The 14,366-nt window shown below is 67.7% G+C and carries 11 protein-coding genes; 5 read left to right on the top strand and 6 right to left on the bottom strand.

The genetic code is table 11. The features are described from left to right. Nucleotides 1-84: 84 nt before the first annotated feature. A complete protein-coding gene (locus NC4_RS26295; protein ID WP_067543368.1) occupies nt 85-2,604 on the bottom strand; it encodes a tetratricopeptide repeat protein in 2,520 nt (839 codons plus the stop codon). A gap of 15 nt (nt 2,605-2,619) precedes the next feature. After that, complete coding sequence (locus NC4_RS26290) at nt 2,620-2,853, bottom strand: hypothetical protein (RefSeq protein WP_067543365.1); 234 nt, start codon at nt 2,851-2,853, stop codon at nt 2,620-2,622. A 638-nt stretch (nt 2,854-3,491) separates the two neighbouring features. On the opposite strand from NC4_RS26290, the gene NC4_RS26285 reads away from it, so the two are divergent. Further along, nucleotides 3,492-3,887: a molybdopterin cofactor-binding domain-containing protein gene (locus NC4_RS26285; RefSeq protein WP_067543362.1), complete on the top strand. Its 396-nt coding sequence runs from the start codon at nt 3,492-3,494 to the stop codon at nt 3,885-3,887. Here the strand turns inward: NC4_RS26285 and NC4_RS26280 are convergent. Beyond that, entirely contained in the window at nt 3,855-5,000 is a 1,146-nt protein-coding gene (locus tag NC4_RS26280; RefSeq protein ID WP_067543583.1) for a lipase family protein, read from the bottom strand. The two genes, NC4_RS26285 and NC4_RS26280, sit on opposite strands and share 33 nt — an antisense overlap. 458 nt (nt 5,001-5,458) lie before the next feature. Here NC4_RS26280 and aceA point away from each other — a divergent pair, with 458 nt between their 5' ends. The 3 genes from aceA to metE all read left to right on the top strand — a co-directional run bounded on the left by aceA (nt 5,459) and on the right by metE (nt 10,486). Then, nucleotides 5,459-6,748: an isocitrate lyase gene (gene aceA, locus NC4_RS26275; RefSeq protein ID WP_067543359.1), complete on the top strand. Its 1,290-nt coding sequence runs from the start codon at nt 5,459-5,461 to the stop codon at nt 6,746-6,748. Between the two features lie 257 nt (nt 6,749-7,005). Further along, nucleotides 7,006-7,896, top strand: coding sequence for a 3-hydroxybutyryl-CoA dehydrogenase (locus NC4_RS26270; RefSeq protein ID WP_281186403.1), 891 nt, complete (start codon nt 7,006-7,008; stop codon nt 7,894-7,896). Nucleotides 7,897-8,173: 277 nt separating this feature from the next. Continuing rightward, complete coding sequence (metE, locus tag NC4_RS26265) at nt 8,174-10,486, top strand: 5-methyltetrahydropteroyltriglutamate--homocysteine S-methyltransferase (RefSeq protein WP_067543356.1); 2,313 nt, start codon at nt 8,174-8,176, stop codon at nt 10,484-10,486. A 66-nt stretch (nt 10,487-10,552) separates the two neighbouring features. On the opposite strand, the gene NC4_RS44145 is transcribed toward metE, so the two are convergent. Then, nucleotides 10,553-12,394 carry a WD40 repeat domain-containing serine/threonine protein kinase gene (locus tag NC4_RS44145; RefSeq protein WP_084529784.1) on the bottom strand — a complete coding sequence of 614 codons (1,842 nt, stop codon included), beginning with the start codon at nt 12,392-12,394 and terminating at the stop codon, nt 10,553-10,555. Between the two features lie 121 nt (nt 12,395-12,515). Here NC4_RS44145 and NC4_RS44140 point away from each other — a divergent pair, with 121 nt between their 5' ends. Further along, nucleotides 12,516-12,638, top strand: a complete 123-nt coding sequence (locus NC4_RS44140) for a hypothetical protein (protein ID WP_281186402.1) — start codon at nt 12,516-12,518, stop codon at nt 12,636-12,638. A gap of 146 nt (nt 12,639-12,784) precedes the next feature. On the opposite strand, the gene NC4_RS26255 is transcribed toward NC4_RS44140, so the two are convergent. Next, nucleotides 12,785-13,036: a hypothetical protein gene (locus NC4_RS26255; RefSeq protein WP_067543350.1), complete on the bottom strand. Its 252-nt coding sequence runs from the start codon at nt 13,034-13,036 to the stop codon at nt 12,785-12,787. 158 nt (nt 13,037-13,194) lie between these two features. After that, the gene (locus NC4_RS26250; RefSeq protein ID WP_067543347.1) at nt 13,195-14,340 is read right to left on the bottom strand and encodes an AI-2E family transporter; all 1,146 of its coding nucleotides are present in this window, start codon (nt 14,338-14,340) and stop codon (nt 13,195-13,197) included. Nucleotides 14,341-14,366: the final 26 nt, after the last annotated feature.

Below are 14,366 nucleotides of genomic sequence, written 5' to 3'. Positions count from 1 at the left end.
CGAACCGGTTCCGCCGCACCGCGAACGGCTCGACCGCGCCACGAGATGCCGGATGCGGGATCGCGCGGAGTGCCCTCCCAGCCCTCAGCCTCTCGCCGATGTTCTCGGCGCGTCCGGGGGCGGATCGGCGGGGGCGGACAGCCGGGCCAGGTCGGCGCGAATCTGATCGGCGCGTTTGACGCCGAGGCTTTCGTAGAGGGCGAGTGCCTTGCGCAGGAATTCGCAGGCGCGGGCGCGTTTTCCGGCGTGGGCGGCGACATCGGCCAGGGCATTCCAGGCGTCGGCCTCGCCATGCGGGTCACCGCTGCGGCGGGCGATGTTCAAGGAGTCGGAGTAGAAGCCCTGGGCGGCGTCGAGGTCGGCTAGATCGCGTTCTATGTGGCCGTGGCCGCGCAAGGCGTCCGCGCGCAGCAGGCTGTCGCCGATCTGCTGGCCGATCCGATTCGATTCGTCGAATTGCGCACGGGCGGTGGTGAAATCGCCACGCACTCGATTGACGTTGCCCAGGCCCCAGAGCGACCAGCCCCGGCTGTAGTGGTCGCCGATCTGATCGGCGATGGTGAGGGCGGCGCTGTAGAAGCGGCGCGCGGTGAGCGGATCCCCCGCCAGGCGCTCGATATGGCCCAGGCCGCGCATGGTGTCGCCCTCGAATTTGGGATTCTCCAGCTGGCGCGCAATGCTCAGCACATCGGCGTAGGCGTGCCGGGCGCGATCGTAATCGCCTATGTGCCTGGTGACTTCGGCATAGTCCCAGAGCGCGGACGCTTTGCGCAGGGCGTCGTCGGTGGCCTCGGCAATAGCGTGCGCCTCGTTGAAGCATTTCGAGGCGACGTCGTAGTCGCAGGCCAGGCGGTGCACCGTGCCGAGACCGTAGAGCACATCGCATTCGGCGATGCGGTCACCGTTGACCCGGGTGATATCCAAGGCGCGCAGGAACATTCGCTTGGCGTCCGACCAGTGGCCGAGCCCGGACAGGTGGGAGGCGAGCAGGCGGGCCAGCTCCCCGGTGTCCGCACCCGAACCCGAGGCCTGGATGCAGCCGAGCAGCATTTCCCGTTCCCGGGTGAGCCATTCGCGGGCCTCGGCGATCTCTTCCGGCGGGTCCGGGCTGGGTGGATTGGGAAAACTGCCCGCCACATCGAAAGGTCGTGGCGCACCGACCCGTTGGGCCACCCGCACGCTGTAGCGAATGAGCCGCCCGACCGCCGCGGTGTGCTCACTGGGTAGATCCTCCAGCGCCGCCTGCGCGCGGGCGAGCAGGCGGGTCACATCGTGAATGCGATAGCGCTGTCCGCGCAGCCCGCTACCGGCCGCATCGAGGAGGCCGACCTCGAAGATGCGCCGGATCAGGGCATTGGCGGCCTCCGGCGACAGATCCGCCATAGCGGCCAGGGTTTCGGCGCTGATCTCCGAACCCGGGAACCAGCCCAGCAGCCGCACCGCGCACCGCAGATCCGGCTCCGGCAGCCGCTGATACGACAATTCGAAAGCGGCGCGCAGGGTTTCGCCCTCGCCCGAGAAACGGGACAGGATATCGGCGGCGGGCGATTCCTCGGCGGCCGGAACGTGCTCGAGCCGATCGCGCAATTGCTGGAGCTCCCGCTCGGCGGCGGCGAGCATATCCGGGCCGCCGTGGGCGAGCTGACCGGCTATCAGGCGCAGCGCCAAGGGCAGCCGCCCCGCCGTCTCCAGAATCCGGCGTACCGCCCCCACGTCGTAGCCGGGCGGCAGATGACTCAGAGTCACCAGCAGCTCCTCGGCCTCGGCGCGCGGCATGGCATCCAATTGCAGCGGCGCGGAACCCACCAGCCCGGTGAGCTTGCGGCGGCTGGTGATCAGCACGAAGCAGCCCGGCGCGTGCGGCAGCAGATCGCGCACCTGCTTGGAGTCGAGCACATTGTCGAACACGATGAGCATGCGCCGATCCCGCATCTCGAAGCGCCAGCGTTCCGCTCGCCGCGCCTGATCCGGCTCGATGGTCTCCGGCGGCACCCCGATCCGCAGCAGCAGCTGCTCCAGCACCCCGGTGGCGGTGCGCGGTGCGCGGCCCTCGGTGTGACCGCGCAGGTCCTCCCAGATCCAGCCGTCCGGATAGCAGCCGGAATGTTCCTTCACGATCTTGCGGGCCAGTGCGGTCTTGCCCATCCCCGCCAGGCCGTTGATCACGTGCACCGCGGGCCGATTGGCGTCCAGATGCTCGCGCACCCGGCGCAGCAGTTCCGTGCGCTGCTCCTCGCGGCCGACGAAAAGCATTGTCTCCTCGGGAATCCCGCGTGAATTCGGCAGCGCCGTGCAGTGCCGCGCCACCTCCTCCCGGAACGCCACCACATCCGGGCCCGGCATCTGCAGCAGATCGGCGGTGTCCACCAGCCGATCCCAGCTGGTGCGGTAGATCGCCGCCAGATTCTTGAGCGCCTCCACCGCCTCCTGCGTCAGCTCGTTCGCCAGCCGCCACGCCTTGCGCGGCCGACACCCCCGATGCCGCAATTCCGCCGCCAGATGCTCCAGCAACTCGTGCTCACGCAACCCGATGCCGAGTAGAATCCGCCGCAGTTCCTTCCGCGCGTCGGCGCCGACATCATCGGATTCACCGTTCTGGGGCACGGTGCGCCTCCCCGCCTAGGCGACCGCACGGATTCCACCGCCGCCGCTGTGAATATTTCCTTGGTACCGCGCGAATTTCAGCTGGTCAAGGACGCGTGATACGCCAAGAAATTCCGGACGGCGCTGGGATTCGAAGTGATTCGCGATTTCGCGACCATTGAGCCACCACCAGGACCGGCGAAACAGGGGGCGGTCCGACCGGGCGGAAAGGATCGGGTCAATGGCAATCACCGCTTCCAACTGGCTCATCAGCAGCGATGTGGCGCAGGAGGTCGCCTTCCGGGTCGACGTACCCGAACCGCGACGGGGCCGCTGGGTGCTGTCCTACCTGCCCACCTCCATGCGCTTCACCCGCGAACAGGCCATGGCCGGCGTGGTGCTGGCCGAGATGGTCATTGCCGGACTGCTTAATCCCGGCGGCGAATTCGACGGTGAGATGGCCTCCCTCAATGCGGGCATTCTCGGCGTCACCCTCACCGAGGGTCATGTGCCTGCTCGCCCTGCGCGGCGCCGAGGACGAGGGGGAGGCGCCAGGATCCACCGGGTTCTGGCGCCACCCACAGGGCCGCTGCGATATCCGCCACGACCGGAACCGCGACGGCAGAGGAGTCACCCGGTGATCCTCGACCTCGGCCCTTTCGTCTTCGTCATGCCGCTACCGCGTTTCCACGCCGGCTGGTTCGCCGGATTGTTCACGGCCGTCATTGTTTTCGCGGTCATGGTGATGCTCGTCGTGGCAAGCAGCTGCGGTGGCTCGACCGCCACGAACCAGGGGGAGGAGGGCGTTCCGCAGAACGGGTGGCGGGTGACTGCCACCCGTTCTGCGGGACGTTACCGCTCGGCGGAACATCCCGGCCCGGCCCTGCGATTTCTCCAGAGGAGGAGTGATGACCACCGCTCATATCGAACTGCTGCCCGACGGCAGCTACGAACTGCGCATCGGCACGGCGGGATTCGGCAATGGCACGACCGCCCGTCTCGCCGGGCTGGCCGCGGGCGCACTCGGCACCACCGTCGACCGCATCCGCATCCGGCACAGCGGCGAATTCGGTGCCGCCGATGCCGGTGCCGTCACCCGCTTCGCCAGTGAGCAACTGCGGCGGCGCATCATGCGCCGCACCGTCGCGCTCACCGGTCACCCCGCCGATATCCACACCCTCGAATCCGGCGGGGTCCGCGGCTACCAGGGCCGGTTTCTCACCGCGCTGGAACTGCTGGCGGACGGCCCGTTGCGGGCCACGGCCATTCGCTCAGGCGAAGAGGTCGCGCACGAACGGGAGTGAATCGACCAGGGAGGCATTGACGGCTCCGCTGTGGTCGGCGGCGTAGGTGCGCAGGGTGAACGGCTGGCCGTTGGCCTGCACCTTCGCCGCGAAGGCCAGGGTGGCGGGGGTGATCACATCGGTGTCCTCCAGGCCCTGGCCCATGAATACCGGCTTGTCGTAACCGGTTTCGGGGAGGCCCATGTAGGAGGCCAGTAGGCCGGGGAGGTTCGGGATCTGGGCGAAGGGGCGGGAGAACAGGTCGCCGAGGATCACCTTGTGCGCGCCGAGCTCCTCGCCGATGGGATCCAGGCAGGACTGGCTGGAACGGTTCAGCCAGTAGCGGCCCGCATCGGTGAGATAGGACTCGATATTCAGGTCCGGATAGGTGGTGCGCAGGCCGTTGAGGATGTACAGGATGTAGGCGGTGATGTGCGAGCCGAGTCTGATCGGCGGCACATTCGGGGCCAGGGGGAGCATGGCGTTCTCGATATAGGCGGGGACGCCGGTGCCCACCGCGCCGCGGTAGTCCAGTTCCGGGCCGCCGAATTCGGTGGCGAAGCGGGCGGTGGTGACGGCCGCGCCGCCGCCCTGGGACTGGCCGACGACCACCCATTTGTTCGACAGCGCGGGATAGTGGCGGGTGGCGGCCGTGACCGCGTCGACCACATTGTGCGCCTCCACGACGCCGTTCAGGTACGGGTGGTCGCCGGGTGTGCCGAGGCCCGCGTAATCGGCGGCGACAATCGCGTAACCCTGTCGCAGCCAGGTCCCGAGGTAGGCCCAGTCGCGTTCGCGGGCAACGGGTCCGGCGATGGAGTAGGCGCAGTCGTCGCCGAGGCCGATGGTGCCGCGCGCCCAGGCTATGACCGGCCAGCCACCGTCCGGCGCCGCACCGGGCGGGAAGTAGACGGCCGCGCTCGCGGTTGTATAGGCCTCGCCCGCGGTCGTGCTGGTGTAGAGGATCCGCTGCGAACCCACCGATCCGGGCAGGGTGGCGGCGGGTGCGAGGGGTGCCACGGCGGTGACCGTGCCCGTCCCGGGGAGGGGTGTCGCGAGGGCGGGCGAGCCGCTGACCAGCGCGGCGATCGAAAGGGCGGCGATTGCGGCCGTGCGCGGCCATCGATTCCGCATGGATTCCTCCTCATACCGCTGTGACGGCGCGGCAGCCCTGGACATGCGATCAGATTAGGCCGTGTTTCGGACCCCGGGTGGCCTGCCCCACACCCACCAAGATCACAATCGACTGTGAAGGTTCTCACAAGTCGTCGGTTCCCGGCGCGTCGGGTTCCGGTGGCCGCGATCACCCAAGCAGTACGGGCGTTATGCAAAACTGCACGTCAGGCCTACCGGCGAGTAGATTCCCCCGCTGCAATTAACAGGCAAATTTCGCAGAGTTAGCAATGAGCAGGTGAAACCTAGCGGGGATTAACACTTGCAACAGGTAGGCGCACATTTTTTCCTGTGCCATCGTGTGGAAGTACACCCCGCGGGCCTAGCAAGTCTGCAAATTGCCGCTCCAGCAGAGATCGGATTCTTCAGAGTCCGGCGAGCGGGGCCAACCGAGACCGAACAGAGAAGTGGAGTCAGAGATGTCGACTGTCGGCACCCCGAAGACCGCTGCGGAGATCCAGCAGGACTGGGACACCAACCCGCGCTGGAAGGGCATCACCCGCAACTACACCGCCGAGCAGGTTGTGAAGCTGCAGGGCACCGTCGTCGAGGAGCACACGCTCGCCCGCCGTGGTGCCGAGATCCTCTGGGATCTGGTCAACAACGAGGACTACATCAACTCCCTGGGCGCCCTCACCGGCAACCAGGCCGTGCAGCAGGTTCGCGCCGGCCTGAAGGCCATCTACCTGTCCGGTTGGCAGGTCGCCGGTGACGCCAACCTGTCCGGCCACACCTACCCGGACCAGTCGCTGTACCCGGCCAACTCGGTGCCGTCGGTCGTGCGTCGCATCAACAACGCGCTGCTGCGCGCCGACGAGATCGCCAAGGTCGAGAACGACACCTCCGTCGCCAACTGGCTGGCCCCGATCGTCGCCGACGCCGAGGCCGGTTTCGGTGGCGCCCTGAACGCCTACGAGCTGCAGAAGGCCATGATCGCCGTCGGCGCCGCCGGTGTGCACTGGGAGGACCAGCTGGCCTCTGAGAAGAAGTGCGGCCACCTCGGCGGCAAGGTGCTCATCCCCACCCAGCAGCACATCCGCACCCTGACCTCGGCTCGCCTCGCGGCCGACGTCGCCGGTGTCCCGTCGGTCATCATCGCGCGCACCGACGCCGAGGCCGCCACCCTGATCACCTCCGATGTGGACGAGCGCGACCGCGAGTTCCTCGACGGCACCCGTACCCCCGAGGGCTTCTTCGGTGTGAAGAACGGCATCGAGCCCTGCATCGCGCGCGCCAAGGCCTACGCCCCGTACTCCGACCTCATCTGGATGGAGACCGGCGTGCCGGACCTCGAGGTCGCCCGCAAGTTCGCCGAGGCCGTCCGCGGCGAGTTCCCGGACCAGCTGCTGGCCTACAACTGCTCGCCGTCCTTCAACTGGAAGGCGCATCTGGACGACGCCACCATCGCGAAGTTCCAGCGTGAGCTGGGCGCCATGGGCTTCAAGTTCCAGTTCATCACCCTGGCCGGCTTCCACTCGCTGAACTACGGCATGTTCGACCTGGCGCACGGCTACGCCCGCGAGGGCATGACCGCCTTCGTCGACCTGCAGGAGCGCGAGTTCAAGGCCGCCGCCGAGCGTGGCTTCACCGCCGTCAAGCACCAGCGTGAGGTCGGCGCCGGCTACTTCGACACCATCGCCACCACGGTCGACCCCAACACCTCGACCGCGGCGCTGAAGGGCTCCACCGAGGAGGGCCAGTTCCACTGAGTTGGAACCGGTTTCGAGGACCTGATCCGGGGCGGTAGTCGCATCACACCTTCCGTCGCCCCGGACCCTCGAACCTGTCGAAGGGGGCGCGAGTCCCCTTCGACGGTGTTCATCCGCCCTTCCCGTCGACAGCCCCGGCGGGGAGGGCATTTCCTTATAACGTTGAAAATCAAGACCTTACGAAGGCGCAGGGTCGCACCGAATATCCGACGCCTTCACCCATAGCCACGACGGCCAACACACAGCAGGAGCGGGACGTGAGCAGCAGCGAGAAGATTCAGCGCGTCGGCATTATCGGCGCCGGACAGATGGGCGCGGGCATCGCAGAGGTCTGCGCCCGGGCACACGTCGATGTGCTCGTCTTCGAACAGACCCGTGAGCTGGCCGCGGCCGGCCGGGCGCGCGTCCTGCGGTCGCTGGACCGCGGGGTGTCCAGAGGCAAGATCACCGAGCGGGAGCGCGAGCAGGCGGCCTGGCGGCTGCGCTTCACCTCCGACCTGGGCGATTTCGCCGATCGCCAGCTGGTCGTCGAGGCCGTGCTGGAGAGCGAGGAAGTGAAGACCGCCATCTTCGCCGAGCTCGACAAGGTCGTCACCGACCCCAATGCGGTGCTGGCCTCCAACACCTCCTCCATTCCGATCATGAGGATCGCCGTGGCCACCCACAACCCGGGGCGGGTTGTGGGCATGCACTTCTTCAACCCGGTGCCGGTGCTGCCGCTGGTCGAGCTCATCACCACGCTCAAGACCTCCGACGCGGTCACCAAGCGCGCCGAGCAGTTCGCCTCCGACATTCTCGGCAAGCAGGTCGTGCGCTCCGCCGACCGCTCCGGCTTCGTGGTCAACGCGCTGCTGGTGCCGTACCTGCTCTCGGCCATCCGCATGGTCGAGTCCGGTTTCGCCACCAAGGAAGACGTCGACAAGGCCATGGTGCTCGGCTGTGCCCACCCCATGGGCCCGCTGGCGCTCACCGACCTGGTCGGCCTCGACACCGTGAAGTCCATCGCCGACTCCATGTACGCCGAGTTCAAGGAGCCCCTGTACTCCGCCCCGCCGCTGCTCATGCGCATGGTCGAAGCGGGCCTGCTGGGCAAGAAGACCGGCACGGGCTTCTACCAGTACGGCTCCTCCGCCTCTCCGCGTAGCTAGCGGGCGGCCGCGAGCCGTCGGCGTTGGCAACCCGTGCCGGCGGTTGGGTGCCGAACCTATTTTGGTCGTACCCGGTGAGTTACCCGGCCCTCGCGAGATCAGTTGTCGCGCAGGGCACCGGGGCTCGCCGGGCCTTCGGCCCTGGCGCTTCGAAAGCGCCGAAACCCTAGTTTTCCCAGGTGCACGTCGCCGGGCATGTGGCGGCGTCTACCTTCACCGGGCATAAGCTGCAAATAGGTCGAGTCGGACCGGTAGCTCGGAAGGGAGCGTCCCGCTCATGGTCAATGTCAGCGACGGCTTCGGGTCCAGCATTCTGGGATACCCGAGGATCGGACCGCATCGGGAACTCAAGCGTGCACTCGAGTCGTACTGGCACGGCACGCTGAAGCGCGACGACCTCATCGCCGTCGGGCGCGAGATTCAAGAAAGCCAGTACCTGGAGCTGGCCGCCACGGGCCTCACGCAGGTGCCCGGCAATACCTTCTCCTTCTACGACCATGTGCTCGACAACGCGCTGCTGTTCGGCGCGGTGCCGAAGCGGTTCGAGCCGTATCGGGAAGGGCTGCATCCGCTCGACTTCTACTTCCTGATGGCGCGCGGGCGGCCGGATCTGCCGCCGTTGGAGCTGGTGCGGTTCTTCAATACGCCGTATCACTACCGGCAGCCTGAGCTCGATACCGATACCGAGTTCTCGCTGCATCCCGAGGCGCTGCTGGACGAGTTCGATCGCGCCAAGGCCGCGGGGATCGAACTGCGGCCGGTGGTGATGGGGCCGCTGTCACTGCTGCTGCTGTCGAAGACCGGGCATGTGCCGGGTGAGACCGAATTCGACAAGCTGGTGCTGCTGGACAAGCTGCTGCCGGTGTACGAGGAACTGTTCGAGATTCTCGCCAAGCGCGGCGCGACCTGTGTGCAGCTGGACGAGCCCTGCTTCACCAGTGACCGTTCGCCGTCCACGCTGGAGCTGTTCGAGAAGACCTATCAGCGGCTGTCGAAGGCGCCGCTGCGGCCGCGCATGCTGGTCACCGGGCAGTACGGCGATTTCGTTGCGGCGCTGGAGATTCTGGCGCGCAGCAATGTCGAGGCCATCGGCCTGGATCTGGCCAGCTACCGCATCCGGCCCGATGATCTGGCCAAGATTCCGGGCATCAAGCGCAAGCGGCTGTACGCGGGCGTCATCAGCGGCACCAATGTGTGGCGCGCCGACCGCTACATCACCCTCGACTACCTGAATCAGCTCGCCCAGGTCTGCCCCGACATGGTGGTGTCGACCGGCGCCACACTGCTGCACGTGCCCTACGACCTGCTCGTCGAATACGAGCTCGAGGATCACGTCGCCGACCGCCTGGCCTTCGCCAAACAGAAGGTCCTGGAAGTGGTTTCGCTCGCCAAGGCGCTCACCGAGGGGCCGAACGAGAAGTGGCGCAAGAAGCCGCGCGAGGTGCATTTCAAGCAGAAGCACGCCGTGCGTCACCGCGTCTACAACGTGACCCCGCAGATGCGCGAGCGCGAGCCCTACGAGACGCGAAAGATCGCGCAGCAGGCCAGACTTCAACTCCCGCTGGTCCCCGCCACCACCCTGGGATCCTTCCCGCAGACCGTCGCCGCCCGCCAGGCGCGCTCCGACCTCGGCCAGGGCAGGCTGTCCTACGACGAGTACCGCAAGCGCATCGAGGCGGAAATCGAAGCCACGATCCGCCTGCAGGAGGACATCGGCCTGGATGTGCTCGTGCACGGTGAGCACGAGCGCAACGATATGATCCAGTACTTCGCCGAACTCCTGGACGGCTTCGCCACCACCCACTTCGGCTGGGTGCAGGTGTACGGATCCCGCTGCGTCCGACCGCCGATCCTCTACGGCGACGTCGCCCGCCCCGAGCCCATGTCGGTGTCCTGGACCACCTACGCCCAGTCCCTGACCGCCAAGCCGGTCAAGGGCATGGTCACCGGCCCGGTCACCATGCTGGCCCGCTCCTTCGTCCGCCAGGACCAGCCGCTCCACGAAACGGCCGACCAAGTGGCGCTTGCCATTCGGGACGAAGTGGTGGATCTGGAGAAGGCGGGCATCGCCATCATCCAGGTGGACGAGCCCTCCATTCGCGAGCTCCTCCCGCTGCGCGTCACGGGCCGTGCCGAGTACCTGCGCTGGGCGGTCGGTGCCTTCAAACTCGCCACCTCCGGCGTGAAGGCCGAAACCCAGATCCACACCCACATCGGCTATTCCAGCCGTGAGGACGTGGTCCAGGCCATCGACGAACTCGACTGCGACGTGACCGCCATCGTGGCCACCCGCTCCATCGAATGGGTCCTCAAGGCCCTCACCGACGACTGCGCCGAAGGCCACGGCCTCACCCACGGCGTCGGCCCCGGCGTCTACGAAAGCCGCTCCGCCCGTATCCCCGACATCGACGAACTCGACGAACTCCTCACCGCCGCAGCCGAAGCCGTCACCCCGGAACGCCTGTGGGCCAACCCCGACGGCGGCCTCAAAACCCGCCACCACTGGCAACTCGACCCGTCCCTCCGCAATATGGTCGCCGCCGCCCGCCGCGTCCGCCGCCGCGCGGAAGCGGCGGCCAAGGCCGAGTAGCAGCCAATGGCAAACGGCGGCACGGGATCCGAATCCCTTGCCGCCGTTTCTATTTCGTCCGCGAAGTCAGCGGTAGTCGGCGATGTTCCAGAGGCGGATGGTCTGGTCGGCGCTGCCGGTGGCGAGGAGGGTGCCGTCGGGGGTGTAGGCGACGGAGCGGATCGAATTGGTGTGGCCGGTCAGCGGGTCCGAGGTTTGCTCGCCGGTGTGGACGTTCCAGAACTGGGTGGTGTTGTCCTTGCCGCCGACCGCCAGAGTGGCGTCGGGGCTGAAGGCCATGGCCATGATCTGTGTGCCGAGGGCGATTTCGGTGGGTGTGTCCGTCGTGGTGGTGCCACCGCTGGAATCGCCCTCGGATTTGCCGTCGCGGGAGACGAGCGCAAACGTGGTGGCGGTGGCCGTACCCAGCGCCAGGGCCGCCGCGCCGCCGATCAGCAGCCTGCGGCGGGTGATGGCCGGAGGCGTTGCGGGAGGGGCGGTTTCGCCCCTCGGGCCGAGCGGGTACGGCGGCGTGCCCGCTCGACCCGCCTGCGGTGACGGGGGGCTGGCGTGACCGGCCAGCGGCGACGATGCACCACCGCGACCGCCCTGCGATGGCGGTGCGCCAGCGCGACCGCCCTGCAACGGCGGTGCGCTGGAGCGTCCTGCGGACGGCGCTTGGATTGTGGGCTGGCCGGGCGGCGTGAGCGGGCTGGACTCGCCGAGCGGCGTGGGGGCAGTGGATCGGCCGGATACCGGCGTGCCGAACCGGCCGGGTGCGGGGGTGATGGGGTGGCCGGGCGCCGAATGGCCGAACTGGCCGGGTACGGGCGTGGCGGAGCGGCCGGGTGCGGGGGTGGCGGGGCGACCGGAGGTGGGTGTGGCAGATCGGCCTGAGGCGGGTGTTGCGGAGCGGCTGGGTTGAGGGAAGGGGAGGTCGGAACTATCGGGGTGGGAGGGTTGGGGCGGGGTGAGGCGGCCGCCGGGGGCGGGGAAGGTTTTGGCTTCGTGGCCGAACCAGACGGGGGAGTCGCGGGTTTCGGAGAGTTCGGACGGGGCGGTGGTGGGCGGGAGGCTGGCCACGGTTCCGCCGAAGCGGTCGACCGCCGCGCGGGCGGCGGCGGAGAAGGCGGCGCAGTCCGGATAGCGGTCGGCGGGGTGTTTGGCGAGGACGGTGGCGAGGACCGTGTCCAGGCCGTGCGGGAGGTCGGGGCGGTAGTCGCGGGGGCGCGGGGGTGGGGAGTGCAGGTGGGCGGCTATGACGGCGGCGTCGTCGGAGCGGGGGTAGGGGGGTTCGCCGGTGAGGAGTTTGAACAGGGTGCAGCCGAGGGAGTAGATGTCGGCGCGATGGTCGACCGGTCCGCCGCCGAAGCGTTCGGGGGCGGCGTAGGCGAGGGTGGCGCTGACGCGGGAGCCGGTTTCGGAGTCCTCCAGGCTGCGGGCAATGCCGAAATCGCTGACCACGGTGCGCAGCGGTCCGCGAATCCCGGTTTCCACCAGGAGGTTCGCCGGTTTGATATCGCGGTGCACGACGCCGAAGCCGTGGGCGTGATCCAGGGCCTGACCGGCATCGGAGATCATGCGCACCGCCTGCTCGGCGGAGAGGTGGCCGCCCGCGCGGGCGAGCAGGGCGGCGGCATCGCCGCCCTCGACGAACTTCATGGAAATCCAGAGCACGTCGTCGCCGAGGGAATTGCGGTCGTAGATGGGGACGATATTCGGATGATCGAGGGCGGTGATGAGCGCCGCCTCGCGTTCGAAGCGCGCCCGCGCTTTGCCATCCCTGGCGAAGGCGTCGTTGAGCACCTTCAAGGCGACCAGTCGCTCCAGGCGCGGATGCCGCGCCAGATACACCACGCCCATACCCCCGGCACCCAGCTGCCGTTCGATGGCGTAGCCCGCGAACATCGTTCCAGGTTGTAGCAGCATCGGGCATCACCTCCCCGCAACCAGTGCGCCGTGACGCAACAGTACGCCGCGACCACTCACGATTCGGTCACGAACGGCCGATTAGCTTCCGGCACAAATTGTTTCGATACAGGAGGTAATCGTGAACCCGAGCGACAAAGGTAACCAGCCGCAGGAACAGCAGGGCACAAAGCCGGGCAATCAGGACAATGGTGACAAAGGAGACCAGGTGCATCCCGGTCCGCCGTGGAAGACCGGGCAGTAAATCGTCTGCGAACAGGCGGGGCGGTAGCGGGATGCTCGGCCATCGAGCGACCGGCGGCTACGCTGCCGCCGTTTGCGCTATCGCCGGACCGCCGTTCGCGGCGTGATGCGGACCATCGTCGGCCTGATCACGGGTTGTCCCGGCGCTCAGTAACCGTTGCCGCCGCCATTGCCGTTGCCGCCGCCGTAACCGTTGCCGCCGTTGTGGTCGCGCTTCCACTCGTCCTTGTAGTGGCTCCAGCAGTAGTCCCAGTCGTACCCGCGGCTGTCGCGATCGCAGTAGTAGTGGTAGCCGCGGTCATTGTTGTGATTGTCGGCGGCGGCAATGCCCGCCCCCGCCGGGAGCGCGAAGGCCGCGGCGGCCAGAACGACGAGGGTGCGCTTCAGGGTGTTCGACATGTGAATCGGTTCCTATTGCTTTCTGTTCGTCCGGGAGGTGTTTCCCTTGCAAGCAATAGTGCTGGTCGCGGCCCTTTCGTTCCGTATGCCGATACACACTCGCAGTGTGTTCGCCCCGACACTTCGAATCAGGACCGCCGGAACCGCTCCGCAATCGATTACCGTTGTCGCGGTTGGGTTTTCATGGAATCCGTCGGCGCCGTCACCTCGTATCGCCGAATATAGGCGCCGATGAACGCCTGCCCGCTGGCCGTCACCGGAATGGCCAGCAGCGCACCCGTCGCGCCGAACAACGCCGCACCCGCGAGCACCGCCCCGAAGGCCACCGCCGGATGCATGTCCAGGGTGGTCGCCGTGATCCGCGGCTGCAGCACATAGTTCTCGAACTGCTGATACAGCACGATGAACCCGAGAATCCACAGCGCCGTGCGCGGACTCTGCGCCAGCGCCACCAGCACCGGCAGCGCCCCCGCCAGATAGGTGCCGACCGTCGGAATGAACTGCGAGACAACGCCGACCCACAAGGCCAGCGCGAAGGCCGACGGAATATCCAGCACCCGCATGGCCGCGTAATGCGCGATGATCGAGCACAAGGCGAGCAGCGCACGGGAATACAGATAGCCGCCCGTCTTCTCCACCGCGATATCCCAGGCCCGCAGCACATGTTCCTGCCGCTTGGGCGGCAGCACCGAGCACACGGCATTGCGGAACCGCGGCCCGTCGGCGGCGAAGTAGTAGGTGAACAGAAGGACGCCCAGCCCCTGGAAGAGCACCCCGATGGCCGTGGTGCCGATGCCCCACACATCCCCGGCCAGCCCGACCACATAGGACTCCAGCGTGGAACTGGCCTCGGTGGCCCATTTGGTGATGTCGTCGCCGGACAGATCGGCGTGGAAGGTCGAATTGATCCAGTTGACGGCGTCCTCGGCGTACTGCGGCGCGTTCTGCACCAGCGAGGTCACCTGATCGACCACCAATTCGCCCATGGTCCAGACGAATCCGATCAACACCACCAGCACGATCAGGAAGACCGCCCCGGTCGCCGGACCCCGCCGCCAGCCGCGCGCGGCCAGCCAGTTCACCGCGGGCTCGATGGCGAAGGCCAGGAACAGCGAGACCACCAGCACGGTGATCAGCCCTTGCAGCTTCTGCAGTCCCCAGAAGGTAATCACGATGCCCGCCACCGTGCCCGCCGCCAGCAGATAGGCCCGCGGCAGCCAGGCCGGAATCACGGACGAGAGGGTTCGGGCTTCGGACCCGGCGTCGACATCGTCGGGCTTGGCGTCTTCATCGCGCTCGGACACACCCGCCAAGGTAGCCGCGCGGCGGC

It is taken from the genome of Nocardia crassostreae (assembly GCF_001613405.1).
In the GTDB taxonomy this organism is placed as follows: Bacteria; Actinomycetota; Actinomycetes; order Mycobacteriales; family Mycobacteriaceae; genus Nocardia; species Nocardia crassostreae.
Note: the sequence above shows the minus strand (reverse complement) of the source record. Positions and strands in the feature narration are given on the sequence as shown.

Excerpts from the sequence above, each read along its gene's own strand:
- NC4_RS26290 (WP_067543365.1), bottom strand. The coding sequence starts at position 2,853 with ATGAGCCAGTTGGAAGCGGTGATTGCCATTGACCCGATCCTTTCCGCC.
- NC4_RS26285 (WP_067543362.1), top strand. The coding sequence starts at position 3,492 with ATGACCACCGCTCATATCGAACTGCTGCCCGACGGCAGCTACGAACTG.
- NC4_RS26280 (WP_067543583.1), bottom strand. The coding sequence starts at position 5,000 with ATGCGGAATCGATGGCCGCGCACGGCCGCAATCGCCGCCCTTTCGATC.
- aceA (WP_067543359.1), top strand. The coding sequence starts at position 5,459 with ATGTCGACTGTCGGCACCCCGAAGACCGCTGCGGAGATCCAGCAGGAC.
- metE (WP_067543356.1), top strand. The coding sequence starts at position 8,174 with ATGGTCAATGTCAGCGACGGCTTCGGGTCCAGCATTCTGGGATACCCG.
- NC4_RS44145 (WP_084529784.1), bottom strand. The coding sequence starts at position 12,394 with ATGCTGCTACAACCTGGAACGATGTTCGCGGGCTACGCCATCGAACGG.
- NC4_RS26255 (WP_067543350.1), bottom strand. The coding sequence starts at position 13,036 with ATGTCGAACACCCTGAAGCGCACCCTCGTCGTTCTGGCCGCCGCGGCC.